At 66.8% G+C, this 24,102-nt stretch carries 21 protein-coding genes; all 21 read left to right on the top strand.

The genetic code is table 11. The annotated features are described in order from the left end of the window. Nucleotides 1–4: 4 nt before the first annotated feature. Nucleotides 5–1,141: a cell division protein FtsW gene (locus KF833_06955; protein MBX3745032.1), complete on the top strand. Its 1,137-nt coding sequence runs from the start codon at nucleotides 5–7 to the stop codon at nucleotides 1,139–1,141. Continuing rightward, on the top strand, nucleotides 1,138–2,319 hold the full coding sequence (locus tag KF833_06950) for a UDP-N-acetylglucosamine--N-acetylmuramyl-(pentapeptide) pyrophosphoryl-undecaprenol N-acetylglucosamine transferase (protein MBX3745031.1): 1,182 nt from the start codon (nucleotides 1,138–1,140) through the stop codon (nucleotides 2,317–2,319). The genes KF833_06955 and KF833_06950 overlap by 4 nt, the downstream gene beginning before the upstream one ends. A gap of 35 nt (nucleotides 2,320–2,354) precedes the next feature. Beyond that, a complete protein-coding gene (murB, locus tag KF833_06945) occupies nucleotides 2,355–3,278 on the top strand; it encodes a UDP-N-acetylmuramate dehydrogenase (GenBank protein ID MBX3745030.1) in 924 nt (307 codons plus the stop codon). Beyond that, nucleotides 3,275–4,198, top strand: a complete 924-nt coding sequence (locus tag KF833_06940; GenBank protein MBX3745029.1) for a D-alanine--D-alanine ligase — start codon at nucleotides 3,275–3,277, stop codon at nucleotides 4,196–4,198. Before murB ends, KF833_06940 begins: the two co-directional genes overlap by 4 nt. Nucleotides 4,199–4,244: 46 nt before the next feature. Beyond that, entirely contained in the window at nucleotides 4,245–5,153 is a 909-nt protein-coding gene (locus KF833_06935) for an FtsQ-type POTRA domain-containing protein (GenBank protein ID MBX3745028.1), read from the top strand. Beyond that, entirely contained in the window at nucleotides 5,146–6,387 is a 1,242-nt protein-coding gene (gene ftsA / locus KF833_06930) for a cell division protein FtsA (protein MBX3745027.1), read from the top strand. The genes KF833_06935 and ftsA overlap by 8 nt, the downstream gene beginning before the upstream one ends. A 22-nt stretch (nucleotides 6,388–6,409) precedes the next feature. Next, nucleotides 6,410–7,699 carry a hypothetical protein gene (locus KF833_06925; GenBank protein MBX3745026.1) on the top strand — a complete coding sequence of 430 codons (1,290 nt, stop codon included), beginning with the start codon at nucleotides 6,410–6,412 and terminating at the stop codon, nucleotides 7,697–7,699. Nucleotides 7,700–7,710: 11 nt separating this feature from the next. Beyond that, nucleotides 7,711–9,144 (top strand): TolC family protein, encoded by a 1,434-nt coding sequence (locus KF833_06920; protein MBX3745025.1) that lies wholly within the window; start codon nucleotides 7,711–7,713, stop codon nucleotides 9,142–9,144. Nucleotides 9,145–9,752: 608 nt separating this feature from the next. After that, nucleotides 9,753–11,012 carry a competence/damage-inducible protein A gene (locus KF833_06915; protein MBX3745024.1) on the top strand — a complete coding sequence of 420 codons (1,260 nt, stop codon included), beginning with the start codon at nucleotides 9,753–9,755 and terminating at the stop codon, nucleotides 11,010–11,012. 252 nt (nucleotides 11,013–11,264) lie between these two features. After that, a complete protein-coding gene (locus KF833_06910; protein MBX3745023.1) occupies nucleotides 11,265–11,894 on the top strand; it encodes a hypothetical protein in 630 nt (209 codons plus the stop codon). Between the two features lie 87 nt (nucleotides 11,895–11,981). Beyond that, a complete protein-coding gene (locus tag KF833_06905; protein MBX3745022.1) occupies nucleotides 11,982–12,527 on the top strand; it encodes a PEP-CTERM sorting domain-containing protein in 546 nt (181 codons plus the stop codon). A gap of 1,455 nt (nucleotides 12,528–13,982) precedes the next feature. Then, nucleotides 13,983–14,363: an NADH-quinone oxidoreductase subunit A gene (locus KF833_06900; protein ID MBX3745021.1), complete on the top strand. Its 381-nt coding sequence runs from the start codon at nucleotides 13,983–13,985 to the stop codon at nucleotides 14,361–14,363. Nucleotides 14,364–14,385: 22 nt separating this feature from the next. Then, the gene (locus KF833_06895; protein ID MBX3745020.1) at nucleotides 14,386–15,060 is read left to right on the top strand and encodes an NADH-quinone oxidoreductase subunit B; all 675 of its coding nucleotides are present in this window, start codon (nucleotides 14,386–14,388) and stop codon (nucleotides 15,058–15,060) included. Next, nucleotides 15,060–15,683 (top strand): NADH-quinone oxidoreductase subunit C, encoded by a 624-nt coding sequence (locus tag KF833_06890; protein MBX3745019.1) that lies wholly within the window; start codon nucleotides 15,060–15,062, stop codon nucleotides 15,681–15,683. The genes KF833_06895 and KF833_06890 overlap by 1 nt, the downstream gene beginning before the upstream one ends. A gap of 104 nt (nucleotides 15,684–15,787) precedes the next feature. Next, nucleotides 15,788–16,864, top strand: a complete 1,077-nt coding sequence (locus KF833_06885; protein ID MBX3745018.1) for an NADH-quinone oxidoreductase subunit D — start codon at nucleotides 15,788–15,790, stop codon at nucleotides 16,862–16,864. Nucleotides 16,865–16,886: 22 nt separating this feature from the next. Continuing rightward, a complete protein-coding gene (locus KF833_06880; protein MBX3745017.1) occupies nucleotides 16,887–17,441 on the top strand; it encodes a 4Fe-4S dicluster domain-containing protein in 555 nt (184 codons plus the stop codon). Nucleotides 17,442–17,663: 222 nt separating this feature from the next. Next, nucleotides 17,664–17,903 (top strand): hypothetical protein, encoded by a 240-nt coding sequence (locus KF833_06875; protein MBX3745016.1) that lies wholly within the window; start codon nucleotides 17,664–17,666, stop codon nucleotides 17,901–17,903. 400 nt (nucleotides 17,904–18,303) lie between these two features. Beyond that, on the top strand, nucleotides 18,304–21,285 hold the full coding sequence (locus tag KF833_06870; protein ID MBX3745015.1) for a hypothetical protein: 2,982 nt from the start codon (nucleotides 18,304–18,306) through the stop codon (nucleotides 21,283–21,285). A 327-nt stretch (nucleotides 21,286–21,612) separates the two neighbouring features. Further along, nucleotides 21,613–22,623 carry a hypothetical protein gene (locus KF833_06865; protein MBX3745014.1) on the top strand — a complete coding sequence of 337 codons (1,011 nt, stop codon included), beginning with the start codon at nucleotides 21,613–21,615 and terminating at the stop codon, nucleotides 22,621–22,623. Continuing rightward, nucleotides 22,620–22,910, top strand: a complete 291-nt coding sequence (locus KF833_06860) for a glycoside hydrolase family 13 (GenBank protein ID MBX3745013.1) — start codon at nucleotides 22,620–22,622, stop codon at nucleotides 22,908–22,910. Before KF833_06865 ends, KF833_06860 begins: the two co-directional genes overlap by 4 nt. A 136-nt stretch (nucleotides 22,911–23,046) precedes the next feature. Continuing rightward, nucleotides 23,047–24,102, top strand: a complete 1,056-nt coding sequence (hflK, locus tag KF833_06855; protein MBX3745012.1) for an FtsH protease activity modulator HflK — start codon at nucleotides 23,047–23,049, stop codon at nucleotides 24,100–24,102.

Raw genomic sequence — 24,102 nt, 5'->3', positions numbered from 1 at the left:
GATCATGCGCCTGGCCATCGGAACCGTGACGGTTGTCGTGGGACTGCTGGTGATCCTGGGGCTCACCATGCTTCACAGCATCGGGATGCATCATCCCAAGGGGCTTCATTTCTTTTACCAGCAAGGCTGGTGGCTGCTGATCGGTCTGGGGGTGTGCGCCGTGGCGGCGGCGGTGGATTACCGGCGGACGCGGCTGCTCTCGTACGGGCTGCTGGGCGTGGTGGCGGTATTGCTGGTGTTGGCGCGCACGCCCGGGGTGGGGGAGCCGATCAAGGGCGCCTGGCGCTGGTTGCAGGTGGGTCCGGTGACGGTGCAGCCGTCGGAACTGGCCAAGGTGGCGTTGATCCTGGCCATCGCCTCGTATGCCCACTCGTGCCGCCGGCGCATGGCGGAACTGCAGTATGGCCTGCTGGTGCCGGGTGTGGTCATCAGTCTGATCCTGGGCCTGGTGCTGTTGGGCAAGGATCTGGGGACGACGGCGCTGCTGGCGGGGTTGGCGACGGCGATGTTGTTTGCGGCGGGGACGCGGCTCCGGCATCTGGTGCCGGCCGGGATCATCGTGGTGGTGCTGCTGGGGGCCTACCTGGTGACGGACCCGGTTCGGTGGCGGCGATTCGAGGCGCATTTTCACCCGGAACGCTTTGCCGAGACGCTGGCCCATCAGTCCGAGCAATCGAAGGTGGCGATCGGGTCGGGGGGGACGGTGGGGCGCGGACTGGGGAATGGGATTCACAAGGCGGGGTTTGTGCCTGAGCAGCCGACGGACTTCATCTTCTCGGTGATCGGGGAGGAGCTGGGGTTGCGGGTGACGCTGCCGATCCTGGCGGCCTATCTGGCGTTTTCCCTGGCGGCGCTGAGCATTGCCCGGCGGGCGCCGGACTTTTACGGGTCGATGATTGCGTACGGGATCGCGGTGTTGGTGGGGATGCAGGCGGCGTTCAACATTGCGGTGACCACCGGCTCGATTCCCAACAAGGGCCTGGCGCTTCCCTTTGTCAGCTATGGCGGTTCGTGTCTGGTCACGATGCTGGCCCTGGTGGGTCTTCTCATCAACGTGGCCCTGAGGGCCGCCCGCGAGGAGGGGGCCGAGTTCCTGCCTCAATCGGAGGACCGCGAGGCGTCCGCCCTGCAAAACGCGTGAACAGGAACGGACCAGCGCCATGCCGGATCGCGATCGCCTGCGGTGGAACCGGCGGGCACTTGTACCCGGGTCTGGCGGTCGGGGAACGGCTGCTGGAGCGGGGGGCCGAGGTGACGCTGCTGGTGGCGGACAAGGCGGTGGACCGGCGGGCGGTCGAGTATGACCGGCGGTTCCGGGTGGTGACGCTGCCGGGGGTGGGTTTCTCCCTGCGCGGTGTGCTGACCTTCGCGCTGCGGTTCCGCGGTTCTTACCGCCGTGCCCGGGCGGAGTTCCGGCAGACGCCGCCGCGGGCGGTGCTGTCGATGGGGAGTTTCACCGGGGCGCCTCCGGCGCTGGCCGGGCAGCGGTTGGGCATCCGTGTCGCGTTGCATGAGGCGAATGCCATTCCGGGACGCGCGAACCGCTGGGTGTCCCGCTGGGCCCACCGACGGTATGTCTTCTTTCCGGAAGCCCTGGAACGTCTGCCGGGTCCGGGCGAGGCCCGGGTGGTGGGCATGCCGGTTCGCGAGGCATTTCGGAATCCGGACCTGGATCCTGGCGCCTGCCGGTCGGCCTTGGGCCTGCTGGCGGATGCGCCGGTATTGCTGGTGATGGGCGGGAGCCAGGGGGCGTCGGGGATCAACCGCCGGGTGGTGGCGGCGCTGCCGCGGGTTCTCTCGCGGTTGCCCGATCTCCAGGTCCTGCACCTCACCGGGGCGCGGGATGAGGCGACGGTTCGCGAGGCCTGCCGGACGATGGGTGCGCGGGCGGTGGTGCGGGCCTTTCTCACCGAGATGGACCTGGCATTGGGCGCGGCGGATCTGGCGGTGTCCCGGGCCGGGGCGTCGTCGCTGGCGGAGTTTGCCGCGTTGCGGGTGCCGGCCATTCTGCTGCCGTATCCGCATGCCGCCGACGATCACCAGCGGGCCAACGCGCGGGCGGTGGCGCGCAGCGGCGGGGCGGTCTGGCTCGACGAATCGGCGGCGACTCCGGACCGGCTGGGGGCCGAGATTGTCCGGTGGTTCGAGGATGCCCGGGGACGCGCCGGCCTGCGGGATGGCGTGGCGGCGTGGCACCGTCCGGATGCCGACCTGCACCTGGCCAACGACCTGTACGAGTGGGCGTGCGAATCGGATTCCGGCCGGGGCGCTCCCGAGCTTCCGGCGACGGTACTGGATCGACATCCGACCCCTGCATGACGACTTCCGCTCCGATCCCAATTCCAGACTGCGGGGTGGCTGTTCGATCGGCGACGGAAGCGCTGGCGGCCCGGCTGAGGGCCGGATTGACGGCGGCGGCCGGGATGTGGACGGACGAACCGCTGGCCCGGCGGACCACCATGCGGGTGGGCGGGGTGGCCGACGTGCTGGTGGAACCGGGGGGTGAGGCGGATCTGGCGTATGCGGTGGGCGAGGCGGACCGACTGGGGGTTCCGTGGCGCGTGATCGGGCGTGGATCGAATCTGCTGGTTCGCGACGGCGGGGTGCGGGGGTTGGTGCTGAATCTGTGCCGGCCGGCCTTTGCGGAGATCCGTGTCGAGGAACGCCGCTTGGTGGCGGGGGCGGGAGTGCGCCTCAAGGATCTGGCCGGTGCGGCCCAGCGGGCCGGGTTGGCGGGGCTGGAGTTTCTGGGAGGCATCCCGGGGAGCGTGGGTGGGGCGTTGCGGATGAATGCCGGAGCGTGGGAGTCGGACACCTTCCGATGCGTCGAGTCGATCCGGGTTCTCCATCGGGAGGGGCGGTTTGAAGACCGGCCGGCCTCGGAGGTTCCCGCGGCCTACCGCCGGTGCGACCTGTTTCGGGAGTGCATTGCTGTCGGGGCTGTTTTTCGGGGGGAACCGTCATCGCCGGAGGCGGTGGCGGGGCGGATGCGGGAGTTGAACGAGCGGCGGTGGGCCAGCCAGCCACCGCAATCGAGTGCGGGATGCATCTTCAAGAACCCGGCGGGGATCCCGGCCGGCCGGTTGATCGATGAACTGGGCCTCAAGGGGACACGGATTGGCGGGGCGTCGGTCTCGACCGTGCACGGGAACTTCATCATCAACGAAGGCGGCGCCACGGCGGCGGATGTGCTGGCGCTGATCGACCGGATTCGTTGCCGGGCGCGGGAGGAACGGGGCATCGAACTGCAGACGGAGGTGGAGATTCTGGGCGAATGAGCGAGCCGCGAAACATCTGTGTCTTGCTGGGAGGACCCTCTTCGGAACGCGAGGTGTCGCTTCGGTCGGGGGCGGCGGTGGCCGGAGCGCTGCGGTCGGCGGGGTTCACGGTGACCGAGGTGGATCCGGTGGGCGACTGGCGGATTCCGGCGGGGACGGAGGTGGTGTTCCTGGCCCTGCACGGGACCTGGGGGGAGGACGGCACGGTCCAGGCGGTCCTGGATGCGCAGGGCATGGCCTACACGGGGTGCGGGGCGGACGCCAGCCGGGTGGCGTTCGACAAGGTCCTGACCAAGCGGCGGCTCCAGGAGGCGGGCGTGCCCACCGCGCCGTTTTTGACCGTCACCGACTCCCGTGCGCCGTGGCCGGCGGGGTGGCGTCCCCCGGTGGTCCTCAAGCCGGTGCGGCAGGGATCGAGTGTCGGGCTGAGGTTTGTGGATCGGGAGAACGAGTGGCCGGCGGCGCTGGCCGCGTGCCTGGAGCACGACACCGAGGCTCTGGTGGAAGAGCGGATTGGCGGTCGCGAGATCACCGTGGGGATACTCGGGGACCGGGCCCTGCCGGTGGTGGAGATCCGGCCGAACGAGGGGGTTTACGATTACCGGAACAAGTACACGCCGGGCGCGACCGGGTACTTGTGTCCGGCGCCGTTCGATGACGGGACGACCCAGCGCCTCCAGGAGGCGGCGCTGGGTGCCTTCCGGGCGGTGGGGGGACGGGACTACGGCCGGATCGACGCCATGGTGCGGCCTGGCGGGGAGCCGGTCGTTCTGGAGGTGAACACGCTGCCGGGCATGACGGAGACGAGTCTGCTGCCCAAGGCGGCGGCGGCGGCGGGGATAGGTTTCGCGGACCTTTGCCGGAGGATGGTGGAGTTCGCGTGGCGACGTCGTGAGGAAGGGGGGGCGCGTGTGGTTTAAGCGCAAAGGCAGGAACCGCCGGGTCGGGCGGGAGGCGGTCCTTGAAGTGAAGATGCGGTCCCGGGACGCCCGTCGCGGGCGGATGCGGGCATTGACCACCGCCGTGAGCGTGGTGGCCGGGACGGCAACTGGCGGGGTGTTGCTGTGGCAGGGGTATCAGTGGGCTCTGGACCGGTTCGTTTACAGCAACGAGGCGTATGCCATCCGGCGCCTGGAACTGCGCCATGAAGGACGGTTGCGACCGGATCAGATCCGGCAATGGGCCAACGTCCATCCGGGGCAGAACCTGCTGGCGCTCGATCTTGACCGCGTGCGGTACGACCTCGAGTTGAACCCGTGGATTGCCTGGGCGGATGTCGAGGCCCATCGGCCGGACGGCATCCGCCTGACGGTCTGGGAACGGGAGCCGGTGGCGCAGGTGGTGGTGTGGCGGTTCAGCGTCGGGGATGGCCGGGCGTGGCCGGAGACCAACTACCTCGACGCCGCGGGATTCGTCCTGCCGCCGCTGAGGCGCGAGTGGGTCAAGCCGGGGGAGTCGATCGACTTCAGTTTTCTGCCGCAACTGGTGGGGTTGGACGGGTACCCGGTGATTCCGGGCCAGGTTCTGCGGCACCGGATGGCGCATGCCGCGCTGGAATTGATCCGCGCCTACGAATGGTCCTCCCTGTATCCCCTGGTGGACCTTGATCGCGTGGATGTCAGCGGATCGCACCTGCTGACGGGGATGTTGCGCCAGGGCACGGAAGTGACCTTCGCCACGTTCGATTTCGAGCGCCAGATGAGGCACTGGCGCAGCATTCACGACTACGGAGAGCGTCATGGCCTGGTCGCTGCGTCGCTCGATCTGTCGATCACCAACAACCTGCCCGTGCGGTGGCGCACGAACGCGGTTTCTCCCGAATCGCCCCCACCCCGCCCGGCCAAACCCAAGAGGTCCCCGCCCCGCCATGTTTGACTTCCGCTTCCTCGAACGGCGCCCGCTCATCGTCGGGCTCGAAATCGGCACGGCCAAGGTCTGCGCCATCGTTGGCGAGATCAATTCCGAGGGCGTCCTGAACGTCATCGGCATCGGCCAGAGCCCGTCCCGCGGTGTGCGAAAGGCCGAGATCGTCGAGCCGCACCTGGCGGAGGAGGATGTGCGCCAGGCGCTCGCCGAGGCCGAGCATTCCGCCGACGTCGAGATCCGCTCGGTGTATCTCGGCGTCTCGGGCGGTCACGTCATCGGGTTCAACAATCGCGGCGTCCAGCCGATCGTGTCCCGGGATCGCGAGATTGCGGAGGACGATGTCAACGACGTCATCCGCAACGCCAAGGCCATCAACATCCCGTCCGAGCACTACGTGGTGCATGCCATCCGGCAGCATTTCAGCGTGGACGACCAGGACGAGATCCGGGATCCGACGGGGATGATCGGGGGGCGTCTGGAGGTGGAGATGCATGTGGTTCACGGGCGGACGAACCGGTTTCAGAACGCGATCCGGATGGTGAAGGGGATGCATCTCGACGTGGAGGACATCGTGTTCACGGGGCTGGCGAGTTCGCTGGCGGTGCTGACGGCGGAGCAGAAGGAACTCGGTTCCCTGGTGATCGACCTTGGGGCGGGCGCCACCGAGTACGTCGTGTATTCGCGCGGGGTGGTGAAGCACACGGGAGTGCTGGCGGTGGGCGGGGATCACGTCGCCCAGGACATTGCGCTGGGGCTGAAGGTGGCCCAGGGACGGGCCGAGAAACTGAAGCTCGACCACGGCGACGCGCTGTTTGACGAGACGGCGCGGGGCCTGACGTTCACGCCGCACAATGAACTCGGGCTGCCCGAACGCCCGCTCAACATCGAGAACCTCCGCTGCATCATGTCCCTCCGGTTGCAGGAGACCTTCGAGATCATCCGGGAGGAGGTCGAGCAGGCCGGCTGGATGAACCATCTGCGGTCCGGGGTGTATCTCTGCGGCGGGGGCGCCCGGATTCCGCGGATTGTCGAAATGGCCGAGAGGGTGTTCGAGCTGCCGGCGTTTCCCGGCAGCGCGCGCGGCATCAGCGGGCTGGCTTCCGCCCTCGACCAGCCCGAGTTCGCCACCGCCATCGGTCTGCTGAAGTTCGGAGCCGGACAGGTGCGGCGCAAAGGCGAGCGCAGCCGCCTGCGACGGCTCGCCCAGTGGTCGCCCACCCGGTTCATGTCCAACCTCGTCTAGAACCCCAACCCGTCCCGGTCCCATGAATCCCGGCCCCCGCCCGATCCCGTCCACGTCCGCCACTCCCTTCGCCTCGGCCCGGGTGGTCGCCATCGGTCGGGCCGGGGCCGAAATGGCGGCCGCGCTTCAGGCCGCGGGCGATCCCGGGTTCTCGTTCGCGGCGCTGGATGGCGATGCCGTCGCGGTGGAGCAGCTCCCGTGGGAGGACAAGGTCTTTGTCGGGGCGCGGTTGACGCGGGGCTTCGGGGCGGGCGGCGATCCGGATCTGGCGCGGGCGGCGGCCGACGATGAGGTGCCGGCCCTGCGGGCGTTGTGCGACGGGCACGGGCTGGTCTTTCTCCTCGCCGGGCTGGGTGGGGGAAGCGGTACCGGGATTGCGCCGGTGGTGGCACGGGTGGCTCGCGAGACGGGCGCCTCGGTGTTCGCCTTCGTCTCGCTTCCCTTCGCCTGCGAGGGTTCCCGCCGCCAGCAGCAGGCGCTGGCCGGGCTGTACCGGTTGAAGACCGTCGCGGATGGCGTGTTGTGTCTGCCCGCCGAGAAGCTGCTGGCGTTGTCGGACGATCGCACCACGCTGCTCGGGGCCTTCGAGGCCAGTCGCGAGCACATCCGGGACGCCGTGCTCTGCGTCTGGAACCTGCTGACCCGTCCGGGGCTGCTCAATGTGTCCTATGCCGACCTGTGTTCGGTTCTGCGCGGACCCAACCTCGAGAGCGCCTTCGCCCGGGTGACGGCCGGGGGGCCGGAACGTGCGGAGCGCGCCCTCGAAGGATTGATGGCCCATCCGCTTCTGGCCCGTGGGGAGACCCTCCGCCGGGCGGAATCGCTCCTGGTCAGCTTCGATGCCGGTGCGGACCTCGGGATGGCGGAGATCCGGCGCATCATGGATGAACTCAACCGGCAGGCCGAAGGCGCGAGGGTGGTCGTGGGGGCCTCCCTGACCGAGACCGAATCAGACCGGCTCACCTTGTCGGTCCTTGCCTCGACGCGGCAGTTGGTGATCCACGAGACGGCCGAGGATCCCATCCGCACGGTGTCCCTGCCGGCCGCCATTGGTGCGCCGCGGGAGGGGGAGGGTTCCGGTCCGATGCGCCACCTGGTGCCGCCGGCGCCGGAATTGACACCGGACCTGGCGCGGCAGGTCATGGCGCAAGGGGGCGGGGCCGGACGGGGTCGCCGCAAGAAGCCGCAACAGGTCCAGCTTCCGTTCGAGGTGATCACCAAGGGGCGGTTCGAGAAGTGCGAACCGACGGTTCGCCGCGGCAATAACCTTGACCAGCCCACCTACCTGCGGCGGGGTGTGCCCTTGAATTGAGTGCTCGCGTCATGCAGGGCTGCGTCCGTCCCCTCACCGATGCCTGCCGCTCCGCATGGCGGGGAGGTTGGGCGGCTGCAGTCATCCTGGCGATGATGGGCTGGATCGGGGGCCACGTGTGCGGGGCCGAACCGGGGACGGAGAATGGCATGGCTCTGCCCTGGCCGGATCGACCTCTCACGCTGTTGGACTGCCTCAATCTGGCGGAGGCGGGAAACGGGACCGTGGCGGCGGCGAGGAAGGAGCTCGAGGCTGCCGAGGGGATTGTCATTCAGACGCGGGCGGTGATCTTTCCCACCGTGCGGCTCGGCGGGGAGTTCTCGGCCGTGGACGAGTCGGCATTGGAGGTGGCCGAGACCCCGTTCGGGCGCTTCAATTTCGGGCAGACCGAGACCTGGGAGGTCGGGGTGCGGCTGGTGCAGTCGATCTACGAGGGGGGGCGCCTGGCGGCCGCCGTGCGTTCGGCCCGGCACACGCGCGAGGCCGCCATCCAGAGGTTTCAGACCGTCGTCCTCGACACCCTCCTCGAAGTGCGGGTGGCCTACTACGACGCGCTGCTGGCCCAGGAACAGATCGTTGTCCAGGAGGCCTCGGTGACCCTTCTCGAACGGGAGTTGCTGGACAACCAGCGCCGCTTCGATGCCGGAAGCGTGCCCCGTTTCAATGTACTGCGCGCGGAGGTGGAACTGGCCAGCGCCCGGCCCCGGCTGATTCGCGCCCGCAACGCCTGGCGCAATGCCCGGACCCATCTGGCCCATCTGCTCGGCCACCGGGTGCCCGATGACATCACCGGAGACGTGCCGCTGCGGCTCGCCGACCGCCTCGAGGCGCCGCCGTTCGAGGTGGACCTGGGTCAGGCCCTGGCCCTGGCGCAATCGCGTCGGACTGAACTCAAGGCCTTGCGCGCGACGGAGGAACTCCGGCGGCAGGGCGTGGTGGTGGCGCGCTCGGGACATCGGCCAAGCCTGCAGGCCTTCGCCGGCTATGGAGTGCGACGCTCGCAGTTTGGCGAGCGGCTGGATTCGGAACGGCACGGATGGAACGTCGGCGTGCAGGCCCAGTGGAACCTTTTCGATGGCCGTCTGACGCGGGGGCGCGTCATCGAAGCTGCCGCCCGCCTGGACCAGGCCGGGATCGACCTGGAGAACGCCGACCGGCAGATCTCGGTCGAAGTGCGCACCGCCCACGCGAATTTCAGCGAGGCCGGGGAGGTGCTCGCGTCGCAGGAGCGGGTCGTCGAGCAGGCCACCGAGGCACTCCGCCTGGCCACCGCCCGCGCCGAGGCCGGCAGCGGCACCCAGCTTGATGTCCTCAGCGCCCAGACCGCACTCACCGAGGCCCGAACGACGCAGAACCTCGGCCGCCGCGATTATCTGGTTGCCTGGGCCCGGCTGCTCCGGGCGGCCGGTCTTGACCACGAGCTGGAGCGGCGCGATCTGCGGTGATCGGAGGGCTGGCTCGCTGAGGCGGATGTGCAGCATCCGGCGGGCCGGGCTCCATGGGTCCACAGGCGTTATTCCGGAGGTCCAAACTGCTTTGGCGTGCCGGCGCTTGGGATTGGGAATTGGAGCAGGAATGTGGGGCATGGTTGCGGCCGGCTGAAGCCGGGACACCCCGCGGGAGAGACGCGCGCCCCAAAACCGGGTCCGCAGGCTCCTTCGCCCCCGGGAACACCCCGTTCGTGATGGACTGATCTGCACCTGCACCGCGGGATCTGGTCCGGCCGCAGTTGCCCCCGCCGCGCTCGTCCTGCCCGGATCGCGTCCGGATCCTCCCCGACTCGCCGGTTCACCTCCGCCGCCCAAGAGCAAAATAAGTCAGGCAGAATCTTGCTGACGATAAACAAGAATAAGTCAGGCAAGATTTTTCGGCGACGCCTCCCCCCGCGATCGACAAGCAATCCCTGCCGGCCGCTGGGGATGAATTTGTCCGCAATTGTCAACGGTAATGAGCCAGGCCCATTAAGTCAACAGTACAAAGTCAGTCCCATTATACTGAAACCCGTGCTGGTTTGGTCGAACGCGTCCCCTCAGCCTTGGGCGCGCGCCGAGCCGTGAATGTCGAACTGATCAACACCGGGTCCGAGCTGATGCTCGGCCGTGTCCTCAACAGCCATCAACGCTGGCTTTGCCGGCGCCTTGCCGACATCGGTCGCCCGGTCACGCGCCAGGTGGCCGTTGCCGACACCGCCGTGGCCATTGGCGATGCCGTGTCGGAAGGATTGAGGCGGGCGGAACTGGTGATCACCACGGGGGGCTTGGGTCCGACGGCGGATGACGTGACCCGCGAGCGGGTGGCCGGGTTGCTGGGGCGGCGGTTGGTGGAGAACGCGGACGCGAGGGCGGGCATCCTGGCGTTCTTCGCCGCGCGGGGACGGGCGGTGCCGGATCGGGTGCTGGTGCAGGCGTTGGTTCCCGAAGGGGCGACGGTCCTGCCCAATGCCAACGGGACGGCTCCCGGACTGGCCATCGGGGTGGAGGAGGGACGGTTCGGTCCGCATGCCGCGTGGTTGATCATGCTGCCCGGGCCGCCGCGGGAACTGTACCCCATGTTCGACGGGCAGGTTCTTCCGCTGCTGCCACAGGTGCTGCCGCCGTCCGTGCCGTTTCATTGCGTGACGTTGCGGACCACCGGGTTGGGCGAGTCGTGGGTGGAAGAGCAGTTGGATCCCCATCTCGCATCCTGGAGGGAGCGGGGCCTCGAGATCGGCTACTGCGCGCGCACGGGCGAGGTGGATGTTCGGTTGGTGGCGCGAGGCGCGGAGGGTGCGGCCCTGGTGGGCGGCGCGGCTGTCATGGTGCGGGAGCAGCTGGGTCCCGCAGTTTACGGGACCGGCGACGAAGCGATCGAATCGGCGGTCATTGCCCTCGCGGCGAATCGCGGTGCCAGGCTGACCGTCGCCGAGTCCTGCACGGGCGGCCTGCTGGCCCATCGCCTGACCAACGTGCCCGGGGCGTCCGCGGTGTTTTGGGGCGGTTGGATCGCCTACGACAACCAGGCCAAGCAGGGATTGCTCGGGGTCGATGCGGCATTGTTGCGGGAACAGGGCGCGGTGAGCGAGGCGTGCGCGGCGGCCATGGCGGAAGGCGCCCTGGCCCGTGCCGGCGCCACGCATGCCGTGGCGATCACCGGCATTGCGGGGCCCTCGGGCGGTTCACCGGAAAAGCCTGTGGGAACCGTGTACATCGGCTTGGCTCAGGCGGGTCGGTGCACCGAAGTGCTGCAGCGGTTGCATCCGTACGACCGGGAGACGTTCAAGCAAGTGACCACCCAGCACGCCTTGGATGCGCTTCGCCGGCGCCTGTTGCCGTGAGCTGGAAAGGCCGGAAGCGGGGCGTCGGACTGGCGGAGGAGCGGGTGGCGAAGGGCAAAGGGGACTCCCACGGCACCGATTCCCGGCGGCGGGGAGCGAAAAAGGTTGCATTGAGGACCGGACAACGGCTTGGATGGCAGCGGATTACGTGGGGTGGTGAGAGAGCCCCTGCCGGGCACAAAAAAGTTTTGACAGGTTTGGGGGGGTCTGTAAGCGTCTCTCGCACACACGGAAACACGAGCAGCAACACAAATGAGAACCAAACTCATCCTCACGACAGCAGCCCTCGGCGTGGCGAGCTCCCTTGGGGCCTATGCCCAAGTGTACTCGGTCAACGCGGTTGGATACATCAACATCACCGTCCCGGCGAACGGCCTGGCGTTGATCGCGAACCAGTTGAACAACGGTGGCAACACCATCGCGGAAGTTCTTCCGTCGGTGGCGGACGGGACGACCATCTACCGTTACTCGCAGGCGGGCGGCTTCGCGCCGAACTCGTACTTCGACGGGGACGGATGGGATGCTCCCAGCGCCTCGGTGGCTCCTGGCTCTGCGTTCTTCGTTCAGAACCCGACGGCCAACCCGATCACGCTGACGTTCGTGGGTGAAGTTCCGCAGGGTACTCTGACCACGCCTTTGCTGGCCGGTTTGAATCTGGTGGCTTCGCAGGTTCCCCAGGCGGGTGGCTTGCAGGCGGTGCTGGGTTTCGTGCCTGCGGACGGCGACACGGTGTACACGTGGAATGGGACGGCCTATTCCGGCAACTCCTACTTTGCGGGTGACGGCTGGGATTTCGGTGATCCGAGCATCGCCGTGGGTCAAGGGTTCTGGGTGTCGAAATCGGCCGCCGGAAGCTGGACCCGCACGTTCAGTGTGAACTGAGGAATCAATCCCCTTTTCCTGAGAAACAGTCGGTCAAAGGAACCAAAACCAAAATCGACGGCTTACTCGAAGGAGAACTCCAAACAAATGAAAAACACTGCGATTATTGTGGCTACGCTGCTGGCGGGTGCCGCTGCTTATGGCCAGGGAACGGTGAACTTCGCCAACCGTTCGGTGGGCGTGTTCGAGGCGCCGGTGACCTACAACGGTGAGCGCATTGCCGGTACTGCAGCGTGGGCTCAGTACTATGCGGGTCCTGCCGGGGGTGCGTTGACGGCCATTGGTGCGCCGGTCAACTTCCGTAGCGGCGCGAATGCCGGCTTCACCTTGGCTGTGCCCGATACGGTGGTTGCGGGCGTGGCACCGGGTTCCCAAGCGGATGTCGTGCTTCGCGTCTGGCACGCCGATCTGGGCGTGACGAGTTGGGAAGCGGCTCAAGCCCTCGATCTGGGTGGTGTCGGTCAATCCGCGACAGTGACCGTGGCGACGGGCGGTGCGGGTACTCCTCCAAGCCTTCCGGCTGTTCTTACCGGAATGACAGGCTTTGAGGTTTCTCAAGTCATCCCCGAGCCTTCCATCGCCGCTCTTGGTCTTCTCGGCGCGGGCTTGCTGCTCGTTCGTCGCAAGAAGTAATGTGTTGCTGATGTGTCGAATCAAGGCCGCCCTTCCGGGCGGCCTTTTCGCTTTTACGGAGCGCGGACAGCCTTGTCCGCGGGGTGCGGCATGGAGTGGGGAGCAGTGCGAGGGGAGGCGGGGTGGGGGGAGTGGGGCTCGCTAATGGGAACGGGGGTGATCGCAGGAGTTCGGAGCGCGGACAGCCTTGTCCGCGGGGTGCGGGTTGGAGGTGGGAAGGGCGGACAGGGCTGTCCGCGCTCCCGCATGGAGTGGGGAGCATTGCGAGGGGAGGCGGGGTATGGGGAGTGGGGCTCGCTATTGCGAGTGGGGGTGATCGCAGGTGTTCGGAGCGCGGACAGCCTTGTCCGCGGGGTGCGGGTCGGAGGGGGGGGAGAGCGGAAGGGGGGACAGGTGGGATCCGGCTAGGATTGGCACCGGGGGATCTGGGGCAACTTGTGGGAGTCATGGCAGCCACGGTAGCGAGCGCTGCTCGTCGCCCACTCCTGCGCGGTGCATACCAGGCCGGATTTCACCCGGTTGTTCCCGATATAGCGCACGATCCGCCGAAAGTGGTCCTGATTGCGGATGGTGCGGTCGAAGTAGTCGGGCTGCCAGAATTGTGGGGCGGGGGCAGGAAGAGGGTATTCTGAGCCCCCACGTCCTCGTTCCGTCAGGACGGCCGGATGTACACGCTTCAACGTGAGCCCCCCAACCACCCCGACACGCTAAAGCGTGTACACCCAACGAAGGGCGGCCAACCCTGAGCCCCCACGTCCTCGCACCGCCAACGACGGTTGGGTGTACACGCTTCAGCGTGAGCTTCCCAAACGACCCCGACACGCTGAAGCGTGTACACCCAACGAAGGGCGGCCAACCCTGAGCCCCCACGTTCTCGCACCGCCAAGGATGGGTGTACACGCTTCAGCGTGAGCTTCCCAAACGACCCCGACACGCTAAAGCGTGTACACCCAACGAAGGGCGGCCAACCCTGAGCCCCCACGTCCTCGTTCCGTCAGGACGGCCGGATGTACACGCTTCAACGTGAGCCCCCCAGCCACCCCGACACGCTAAAGCGTGTACACCCAACGAAGGGCGGCCAACCCTGAGCCCCCACGTCCTCGTTCCGCCAGGACGGCTGGGTGTACACGCTTCAGCGTGAGCTTCCCAAACGACCCCGACACGCTAAAGCGTGTACACCCAACGAAGGGCGGCCAACCCTGAGCCCCCACGTCCTCGTTCCGCCAGGACGGCTGGATGTACACGCTTCAGCGTGAGCCCCCCAAGCACCCCGACACGCTGAAGCGTGGACACCCAACGAATGATGCCTCTCACGGAGGCACAAAGGCACGGAGAAGAAAGGGGAATGCCAAAGGGACCATCGTCGTGGACGGCGCTGTTGGGCTGTGCAGCGCTTCCGCGCGACACGATGACGATTGGCTTCCCATCTGGAGCCCCGCTTGCTAGGTCTTGGCCATGGAACCGCCATCCGCGTTTCCGTTTCATGTCGTGGTGACCTTCACCGCGATGGCGATCGCCATGGGGGTGGTGCCGCTGGTTCTGGCGTGGTGGTGGGCGCGGGTCTTTTCGCCAGCCAAGGGCGGGCCGGTGAAGACGGCCAATTACGAGTGCGGTCTGGAATCGGCGGGGAATCCGGGAAGCCACCAGAGCGTGGATTACTATCTCTACGCCATCGTTTTTCTGGTTTTCGACGTGGAGAGCGTCTTCCTGATCCCCTTTGCGGCGGCGTACAGCGGCTTGCCCCTGGGGGCGGTGGTGGCGATGGCGGTGTTTCTGCTTTTGCTGGCCGAAGGCTTGGTCTGGGCGTGGCTCAAGGGCATTCTGAGCTGGCATTGATCCCCGGACGTCGCACGTGAACATGGAGCCGCAACCTCAGCCTGTCCCCAACGATGCGCTCCGTGCGCAGGGGGTGATCGTCACGTCGCTGGAGGATCTCTACAACTGGGGTCGTCGGAACTCGGTGTGGCCGTTGCAGTTCGGATTGGCCTGTTGCGCCATTGAGATGATTGCCACGACGATGGCCCGCTTCGACATGGCGCGGTTTGGGTCGGAGGTGTTTCGTCCGTCGCCACGCCAGGCCGACCTGATGATTGTTTCGGGGACGGTGACCAAGAAGATGGTCCCGCAGATCGTGCGGCTCTACAACCAGATGGCGGAGCCGAAGTATGTGGTGGCCATGGGGGCGTGCGCGATTTCCGGCGGTCCATTCAAGCAGGGGTACAACGTGCTGAAAGGGATTGATCGGTACATTCCGGTGGATGTGCATATTCCCGGATGTCCGCCCCGACCGGAGGCGCTGTTGCACGCGTTGATGACCTTGCAGGAGAAGATCGGGTCGCAGCGGTTGACTGGCGAGGATCGGCCCCGCCATCTGCGGGCCGAGGCGCCCAGCGAATTTGCCATCCCGGTCCATGGGAAGCACGACATCGAACCCCCCTGCAATCCGGAGGTCTGGAGCGCGCCTTCGGGTGCGCCTGGAGCTGCTGCCGGCGGGGGGGGCACGACGGAGCCAGGTGCGGGAGGGGGACGATGATGGGGAATGCGGAGGCGATGGTGGCGGCGTTGCAGGAGGCGCTGCCTGGAATTCAGGTCGAGCCCATGCCGAATCCGGCGCCGTCGGCTCAGCACAGTTTGCGGGTGGCGCGAGACGATTGGCCGCGCCTGGCGCGGTTTCTGCGGGACGATCCGGGGTGGCGGCTGGACTACTGTTCGAATGTGACGGGGGTGGACTGGCTGGATCGGACGGTGAAGGTGAAGGTGCGGCACGGGGAAGGGGAGGACGCCAGGGAGGTGGAGGAAAGCCGCACGGAGCCGGGCTGTCTGGAGGTGGTGTATCACCTCTATTCGATGGCGGGGAAGCAGGGCCCGGTGGTGGTGCGGGTTCGGACGCCGGACCGGACGACGGACACCCGGCTGCCTTCGATGACCCCGGTTTGGCGGAGTTGCGAGCTGCAGGAGCGGGAGGTGTTCGATCTTTTCGGGGTCCAGTTCGAAGGGCATCCGGATTTGCGGCGGTTGCTGATGTGGGAGGGATTCGAAGATCATCCGATGCGGAAGGACTACGTTGAGCCGGACGACTACGAGTACGAGCCGACGGCGCATGACCAGGTGCGCGAACGGGCCCTGGCGCATCGCGCCGGAAAGGAGCGGCCGTGAGGGAATCGGCGCCGCTTTCGGAGGCCCTGACGTCGGGTGGAAGCGGTCTGCTGACGGTCCATGACGGCGGGGGGGAGGGGAGCGAATCGTGGATCGAGATTTCGATGGGGCCGCAGCATCCCTCGACGCACGGGGTGTTCCGGATGGATGTGGTGCTGGACGGGGAGACCGTGGTGAAGCTGAAGCCGGTCTTCGGGTATCTGCATCGGAACCACGAGAAGATCGCGGAATCGACCTCGTATCTGGGGTCGATGCCGTACACCGACCGGCTCGACTACTTCTGTTCGCTGACCAACAACTGGGCGTACGCGCTGGCGGTCGAGAAGCTGGCGGGGCTGGCGGTGCCCGAGCGGGCGGAGTATTTGCGGGTCATCACCGCAGAATTGACGCGGTTGCAGAATCACACCTGTCTGGCGGGTTTCCTGATGCAGGACATGGGCGCTTCGGGAACGCCGCTGATGTACGGCTTCCGGGAGCGGGAACGGATCCTGGACCTGTTCGAGGCCCTCACCGGGGCGCGGATGATGTGCAACTACATGCGATTCGGCGGATGCCGGTGCGATGTGCCGTCCGGGTGGATCGAGGAGGTGCGGCAGGTGGTGGACGGGTATCCGCGGTTTCTGGACGAGTTCGAGGCTTTGTTGACGGGCAACGAGATTCTGATGGCGCGAACCCAGCAGGTGGGCGTGCTGTCGCCCGAACTGGCGGTCAGCGCGGGCATCACGGGTCCGATGCTGCGGGCCACGGGGGTGGATTACGATCTGCGCAAGGTGGACGGGTACGGCATCTATCCGCGGTTCGAGTTCCGGGTGCCGTTGGGTGACCACGGGGACACGTACGACCGCTACATGATGCGGATCCTGGAGATGCGGGAGTCGCTGTCGATCCTGCGCCAGGCGCTCGATGGCATTCCGGACGGGCCGGTGATGGATCCGAAGGCCAAGCTGCGCGGATTCCGCCCCAAGGCGGGCGAGGCGTACGGCCGGATTGAGGCGCCCAAGGGGGAGCTGGGTTTCTATCTGATCAGCGATGGCGGGCCGAATCCGTACCGGTACCGGGTGCGGCCACCGAGCCTGATCAACCTGACGGTCCTCGAGGATCTCTGTCTGGGACACAACGTGGCGGATACCGTGATCATCCTGGGCAGCATTGATATTGTCCTTGGGGAAGTGGACCGCTGAGAACCCAACCGATCGAGACACCATGCTAGGACTCGGACTGCTCAAGGGCCTGACGGTGACGGGGCGAAATTTTGTGGGCTCGTATTTCGACCGGGACCGGTTGACGACGGTGCAGTACCCGGAGGAACGGGTGCCGTTGCGGGAGCGGTTCCGTCAGTTTCCGTTTCTCGTGTATGACGGGGAGGACGAGGCGGCGGGTCTGCGGTGTGTGGCGTGCCAGATCTGCGAGAAGGAGTGTCCGCCGCAGTGCATCTACATCGAGAAGAGCAAGGACAAGAAGCCGGATCACCTGGGCAAGCCCCAGTTTTATCCGGCGGTGTTCAACATCGATGTCTCGGTCTGCATGAGCTGCCAGATCTGTGTCGAGGTGTGCCCGTTCGAGGCCATCAAGATGGATCAGGAGTTTGAATTGAGCACAACCGACCGGTTCGGGGGCCTGCTCTACGACAAGCATCAGCTGGCGCGGTCGAACGTCTATTTCGGGAAGATCCGCCCGACAGAAGCCGGGGAGATCGATGCGCAGCGGGAGGCCGAACGGGCGAAGGCGGCGGCCAAGGCGAAGGCCAGGGATGGGTAGGGCTGGGCTGGATTTGCTCCTCTGGCGCCGTCCTGCCGCCGGAGCCATTCCAGCAATCCGGGAATGGGTGATGGCGGCAGGGTGTCCACCCTTTGGCGTGTGAGGGTTTGGAAGGTGGGGCAGGGCCGTGGCCGACTGAAGCCGGGACGCCGAACGGTGGGTCACCGGACAGGTAGAGGAATCCGATGCCTTCGCCTCAGCCGGTGCGGATCACCCCACCGCATGGACTCGCCGATCGCGCGGCACGGCTGGGCGATGTTGCTGGTTGAGTCGTGTCGCCTGGCGCACGACGGGATGGAGGTGCACATGGCCCCGGAGCAGTCCCAGAACGACCAGGCTCGACACGGCTCCCAGCGGAAACCGGCGTGCTTTGCGGCTGCGGGAATCCGGGATCCTTTGGAGAGTCTCAGAGAGGGAACCCAACGGCCTGGATCGGACCGCAATGTGCTCGCCCGCGTGTGAGGCGAGGCCTTCCTGGCACGCCTCGGGCCGTTGCGGCGCAGCCAGCAACTCCAACGCACCTGGCAAGAATGGGCTTTCGGGCCGATTCCGCTTATCAAGTTCGCCAACCCTCCACTCCTGGACGAGTTGGAAATCTCCACCAGGAGGCCATGGGCGGGGACGCTCAGAGGTTCGCAATCTTATTGCCCCGAGTCGCGTTGCTTCTCTAGGTTGAGTGCCTCGCCAGACATCCGGGACTGCTCCGCTCATGCGGAGGGTTATTCCTTTGCCTGCGACCGAGGTTTCGCCGCGGACGACAGGTCGTCCGGGGGATGGGCGGCGCGACGCAACACAACCACAGACAAGCAAGACAACCATGTATCATCGACAGCGCATTCTTCGTTGTACGGGGAGGTGGGTCATGGCGGCCGCCTTGGCGGCTTCCGCGACCGGCCTCTCCATGTTGGCCCAGGGGCAGCTCGTATTGGAGACGCAGGACCGGGTGGCCGGACGCATCGGCGAGTTTCGAGGCGGCTCGGTGTTCACGCCTTCGGGGGGTGGCCGGACGGGACAGTCGGGGGATCACGCGGTGGATTTCGGGATGGGGACGGGTCCGGTGCATGTGGCGGACGCGGCGTTTCTGAACGCGGCGGCGGCGGAGGACAGGATGACGTTCGCCCTGTGGGCGAAGAAGTACGACATCGCGGCCAGTTCGGTGTTCTGGGCGAACTCGCCGTCGAGCAACAACGGGCAGCGGGGGGCGCAGGTGCATCTGCCGTGGAGCAACAACCGGATCTACTTCGACACGGCGGGATGCTGCGAGGTGTCGCAGCGGATCGATGAATCGGTCGAGTTCTTCGCGGAGTACACCGGCGACACGACCTGGTGGACGGACACCTGGAACCATTTCGTCTTCGTGAAGAACGCGGAGGTGAAGCAGATCTGGATCAACGGGCAGCTCTTCTTCGAGGGGTACGAGGCGGGACCGCTGCCGACCGACTTCGTGAACCTGAACATCGGGTCGGACGGCGCGGGGGGCGGATTGTACCACGGGTTGGTGGACGACTTCGCGATCTTCGGGAGTGCGTTGACGGAGGCGCAGATCGGGCAGTTGTACGGCGGCACGGCGCCGTCGGCGCTTCCGGCGGCGGCGGGGTTGCTGGCCTTCTGGGATTTCAACGACGTGCCGGCGGGCGGGCAGTTCACGCGGGTGACACCGGCGCCGGGCTCGACGGGGGCGGGACCGGACCTGATCGAGGTGGTGAACCTGGGCAGTGGAACGGCCTGGAGCGAATCCAACGTGAGCCTGCGGCTGAACGGCGTGGCGGTGACACCGACCGTGACGATGGATGGAAGCACGGCCACACTGCGGTATGTGCCGAGTCCGCTGCTGGATCCGCTGACGACGTACACGGCGTCGATCACCTATCCCGGGGCGGGCGGGGCGCCGACCACCAGCGACTGGGAGTTCACGGTCGGGTTGTACATCAAGGACCAGGTGGCGTCGCGTGTGGGGACCTTGCAGGGCGGAGCGCAGTTCACACCGGGCGGTCAGGGGCGGAGCGGTCAGGCGGGGGATTTCGCGATGAACTTCCCGACTGCGCCGGCGGGGTCGGTGCGCGTGGGGGATGCGACGTTCCTCAACGGGGCGGGGGCCGAGGACACGCTGACCTTCTCATTCTGGCAGAGGCTGCACACGGTTCGGAACGCCTCGGCGTTCTGGGCGTTGTCGCCCTCGAGCCCGAGCAGTTCGCGAGGGTTCCAGGCGCATTCGCCGTGGGGGGATCAGACGATCTACTTCGACAGCGCCGGGTGCTGCGATGGGGATGTGACGCGGATCAATTTGAATGTGAACGCGGACACGGTGTCGGGGTATGAGGACGCCACCTGGTGGCAGACCTGGCGGCACTACGTGTTTGTGAAGAACAAGGAGGCCAAGGAGATCTGGATCGATGGCGAGCTGTTCCATTCGGGTTGGGGCGATCCTTTGCCGTCGGATTTCACCAGTCTCATTCTGGGTGGCGGGCCCGGGGTGGCGGACAACCGGATGGCGGGGTTGATGGATGATTTCGCGATCTTCGGGGTGGCGCTCAACGAGGCGCAGATCCGGGCCCTGGCGCAGGGGTCGGCACCCTCGGCGCTGCCGGGAAGTCCGCAGGTGCTGGCGGCGTGGGACTTCAATGACATGCCAACGGGTGGGATCTTCGGGACGATCCTGCCGGCTCCGGGCAGCCAGACCGCGGCGCCGAATCTGGTGCAGGTGACGCACGTGCAGGGAACGGCTGCGTGGAATCTGGCGCAGGTCAGTCTGCGCATCGACGGGGCGCCGGTGGACGCCTCGGTGCAACTCGAAGGGGGCGTGGTGACGGTGCGTTACGTGCCCAACCCGATCTTCGCGGCGCGCTCGACGCACACCGCGAGCCTGGCGTATCCGGGACCGGACGGACAGATGCTCACCCGGGACTGGAGTTTCACCGTGGGTGCTTACACGCGGGATACGATCGAGGGTCGCATCGGCCTCCTGACGGGTCCGGCGCGGTTCACCGAGGCCGGAGGAGGTCGGACGGGGCAGGCCGGGGACCTCGGCATTGACCTTGGGATGGTGAATGCGCAGCAGTCGGTGCATGTGCTGGACGCGAGTTTCCTGAACGCGGCGACAGCCCAGGATGAACTGGCGTTCGCCGCGTGGCAGAAGCTGTACATGATCTCCGACTCCGCACTGTTCTGGGCCTCTTCGCCGTCCTCTTCGGGCGGAGGACGGGGTTTTTCGTCGCACGCGCCGTGGAGCAACAACATCCTGTACTTTGACACGGCGGGTTGCTGCGACGGGACGACCCAGCGGATCAACCAGGGGATCGACGCATTTCCGGATTACAGCGGGGAGCAGACCTGGTGGCAGGAATGGCGACACATCGTTTTCCAGAAGCAGGGCGAGGTGAAGCAGATCTGGATCGATGGCGAACTCTTCCTCGAAGGGTACAACACCAGTCCGCTGCCGACCGACTTCACGCAGATGTGGGTCGGTTTCAATCCGGCCGACAATGCAACGATGCGCGGGGTGGTGGATGACTTCGCGGTATTCCGGACGGCGCTGACGCCGGCCCATGTGGCCCAGTTGGCGGGCGGGACCCTGCCGTCGGCGCTGCCGGCCGCGGCCGGGTTGGTCGCCTACTGGAACTTCAACGATGCCCCGGCGGAGCCGGTGGAAGGCCCGAAACTGACCGTCACGCGGGTGGGGAACAGCCTGACGGTCACCTCCGATCCGCAACCGCTGCCTGAAGGCTTCGTGCTGGAAACGGCGCCGGCGGTGGGCGGTCCGTGGACGGTGCAGACCGGCGCGACGACGCCGCTGACCGTGACCATCGGGGACTCGACGACCTTCCTGCGCGCCGTGCGGCGCTGAGCGGGAGTTGGTGCAGATCCCATGCCGCGGATCGGGCCACGGGGCCCGGTCCGCGGTCTTTCTTTATTCTCCACGGGTGCGCCTGCCAGGAGGGGAGAGGGGAATGGCGAGTGGGGAATGGCGAGTGGCGAGACGCGAATCGGAGGGACGAGCTCCGCGAGTCCTCAACCCAACGCTCCACACTGTTGCGGCCTCGTGGAACTCGGCTCTCCGAAGTGACGCCTGGCGAAGTTCGCACCTCTCCCCACAACTCCGGGATGCACGGCACTTCGAACCTGACTTTGAATCCGGCTTGGAAGTGCGGGTGGACGGGAGCAGCTTCGGCGCATGAACTCCTCGAAGGTGGAACCGGCCACTGCCATGGATGCGAAGGGTCGTCGTCGGGCGGGAGCGGCGCGGATTCATCCGGTGGTGATCTACCCGTACCGTCAGGGGGAGGACTTCCGCGATCTGGAGGCGTTGTACGAAATGATCGAGGGGCTGGACGCGAACCGGGAGACGTATCAGCGGCCGATCACGGTGATGGATCGGAAGACGTTTCACCGGATGGCGGGGGACCGTCGGTTTGAGGCGTTCCGGAGAGATGTGGTGGCGGCGCATTCGGACATCCTGGACGGGTGGTTTGTGGACACGTGTCAGATGTGGTACGCGGGGCTGGGGATGGCGTGGGAGCGGGGTGGGGGGAGGGATGTGTACTGGTTGATTCCGGGGGACTTCGACTATGGGAGTCCGGTGGGGGGGCATGTGCTGGGGCGGTTGCACGAGCTTCCGGAGATCTGTTGCGAGCTGGGGCAGGACCTGTGCATCGGGGAGATCGAGACGGAGCCGAGTCATCCGAAGCAGTTGATCGACGGGCACGGGACCTTCGGGCTGCTGTACACGTGGTTTCCGGGGGAGGCGCGGGAGATCCGGAGTTACACCGAGCGGCCGCGGTCGGAGTTCTTCGCGGTGGGACACGCCTTCCTGGGGGAGATGCTGAAGCGGCGATGGTATGCGTATGAGCAGACCATGGTGATGCTGCTGCATGCGGTGTTCGGGGGGCGGCGCATCACCCGGTTTTCGGTGGGCAACCTTTCGGATCTGCCGGAGGGGCGGGAGAGCCTGACCTCGGCGATCCAGCAGGTGGAGAGGACGGAGCGGGTGCTCAAGAGTTTGTGGCGGGAGCGGCACGGGGCAAGGACGGCATGGAGTGAGCAGTACCGGCGCCTGGAGGAGCAGTCCGAGCATGTGCGCAAGGCGGCCCTGACGGTGCTCGAGAACGTGCTGGGGTCTGAACCGCGGCGGAAACGGCGATCGGGAGGACCGGTCGTGGCGGTGATCCGGGGAGGAAAATCGTGACCTCCGGACGGTATGGCGCGCACCGGAACCTGCGGGAGGTGCGGTTCTTCTGCGTGGCAGAGACGGCGACGGCCGTGAGCGTGGTCGGGGATTTCAACGAGTGGGAGCCGGGGGCGAATCCGATGACGCAGACGCCGGACGGGGCATGGGCGGCCACGGTGGCATTGCGGCACGGGCACCATCGATATGCGTTCTGGGTGGACGGGCAATTGACGTTGGATCCGCGGGCGCAGGGAGTGACGCGGAACGACCGGGGCGAACGCGTCTCGTTGGTGCCGGTGAGCTAGGGTGGAGTGGGGTGGCGGGGGGAAGGAAACGGCGGACGGGATCCGTTCGCGCTTGAACAGATCGGATGTCCGACCCACTTTGGGCTCCGCTCTGGCAGTCCCTTCGGGGCAGCCATTATGGGCTGGATCGACGACCATGAGTTACAAGTACAACGACAAGGAACCCCCGTTGGATCAGCAACTGGGGCAGATACTCGAACAGGGCCAGGAATGGCTGCGGCGGAACCTACCTGGGCGCCAGTTGACCGGGTTGCTGGCGCTGGCAGGGGCGGCCGTGGTGGTGCTGTGGCTGGCGTCGGGGGCGTACATTGTCGAGCCGGGGCATGTGGGGGTGGTACGGACCTTCGGGAAGGAGACGGCCCGCACGGAGCCCGGGTTGAACTACCGGGTGCCGTGGCCGGTGCAGCGGGTGGACGTGGTGAGCGTCGAGCAGATCCGGCGGGTGGAGGTGGGCTTTCGCGGCGGCCAGCGCATCCACGAGGAGGCGATGATGCTGACGGGGGACGAGAACATCGTGGAGGCGCAGATGGTGGTGCAGTACCGGATTGCGGATCCTTCGCGGTATTTGTTCCGGTTGCGGGATCCCGAGGGGGCCTTGCGGACGGCGACCGAGGTGTCCTTGCGGAGCGTGGTGGGGGGGATGACCATTGACCAGGTGATGATCGAGGAGCGGGCGCGGGTGCAGGAGGATGCGCGGTCGTTCATCCAACGGTTGATGGACAATTACGAATCGGGATTGAGCATTACGGAGGTGCGGTTGCAGGCGGCGGATCCGCCGGACCAGGTGCGGGACGCGTTTCATGATGTGGTGCGGGCCCGGGAGGACAAGGAGCGCTTGATCAACCAGGCGATGGGGTACCAGGCGGACGTGCTGCCGAAGGCGCGCGGCGAGGCGGAGCGGATCCTGCGGGAGGCGGAGGGGTACCGGGAGGAGCGTGTGCTGCTGGCGCGGGGCGAGTCGGCGCGGTTTCTGAGTGTGCTGGACGAGTATTCGAAGGCGAAGGATGTGACCCGGGAGCGGCTGCATCTGGAGACCGTTGAGAAGATCCTGCCGAACATCGACAAGGTGATCATGGGATCGGAGACGCAGCAGCGGGTGCTGCCGTTGCTGCCGATCCAGCCGGCGGCGGCGGGGATGGGGACGGGAGTGCCGGGGATCGGGGAAGCCGTGACGGTACTACGGCCGCGTTGA

Source organism: Verrucomicrobiia bacterium, from assembly GCA_019634625.1.
In the GTDB taxonomy this organism is placed as follows: Bacteria; Verrucomicrobiota; Verrucomicrobiia; order Limisphaerales; family CAIMTB01; genus CAIMTB01.
The sequence above is the reverse complement of the archived record's forward strand: the minus strand, read 5'-3'. Positions and strand labels throughout refer to the sequence as shown.

Bases quoted from the DNA above. Each gene is read 5' to 3' on its own strand.
- KF833_06955 (MBX3745032.1), top strand. From the start codon at position 5: ATGCGCCTGGCCATCGGAACCGTGACGGTTGTCGTGGGACTGCTGGTG.
- KF833_06940 (MBX3745029.1), top strand. From the start codon at position 3,275: ATGAGCGAGCCGCGAAACATCTGTGTCTTGCTGGGAGGACCCTCTTCG.
- ftsA (MBX3745027.1), top strand. From the start codon at position 5,146: ATGTTTGACTTCCGCTTCCTCGAACGGCGCCCGCTCATCGTCGGGCTC.
- KF833_06925 (MBX3745026.1), top strand. From the start codon at position 6,410: ATGAATCCCGGCCCCCGCCCGATCCCGTCCACGTCCGCCACTCCCTTC.
- KF833_06920 (MBX3745025.1), top strand. From the start codon at position 7,711: ATGCAGGGCTGCGTCCGTCCCCTCACCGATGCCTGCCGCTCCGCATGG.
- KF833_06910 (MBX3745023.1), top strand. From the start codon at position 11,265: ATGAGAACCAAACTCATCCTCACGACAGCAGCCCTCGGCGTGGCGAGC.
- KF833_06905 (MBX3745022.1), top strand. From the start codon at position 11,982: ATGAAAAACACTGCGATTATTGTGGCTACGCTGCTGGCGGGTGCCGCT.
- KF833_06900 (MBX3745021.1), top strand. From the start codon at position 13,983: ATGGAACCGCCATCCGCGTTTCCGTTTCATGTCGTGGTGACCTTCACC.
- KF833_06895 (MBX3745020.1), top strand. From the start codon at position 14,386: ATGGAGCCGCAACCTCAGCCTGTCCCCAACGATGCGCTCCGTGCGCAG.
- KF833_06890 (MBX3745019.1), top strand. From the start codon at position 15,060: ATGGGGAATGCGGAGGCGATGGTGGCGGCGTTGCAGGAGGCGCTGCCT.
- KF833_06885 (MBX3745018.1), top strand. From the start codon at position 15,788: ATGGGGCCGCAGCATCCCTCGACGCACGGGGTGTTCCGGATGGATGTG.
- KF833_06880 (MBX3745017.1), top strand. From the start codon at position 16,887: ATGCTAGGACTCGGACTGCTCAAGGGCCTGACGGTGACGGGGCGAAAT.
- KF833_06875 (MBX3745016.1), top strand. From the start codon at position 17,664: ATGGACTCGCCGATCGCGCGGCACGGCTGGGCGATGTTGCTGGTTGAG.
- KF833_06870 (MBX3745015.1), top strand. From the start codon at position 18,304: ATGGCGGCCGCCTTGGCGGCTTCCGCGACCGGCCTCTCCATGTTGGCC.
- KF833_06865 (MBX3745014.1), top strand. From the start codon at position 21,613: ATGAACTCCTCGAAGGTGGAACCGGCCACTGCCATGGATGCGAAGGGT.
- hflK (MBX3745012.1), top strand. From the start codon at position 23,047: ATGAGTTACAAGTACAACGACAAGGAACCCCCGTTGGATCAGCAACTG.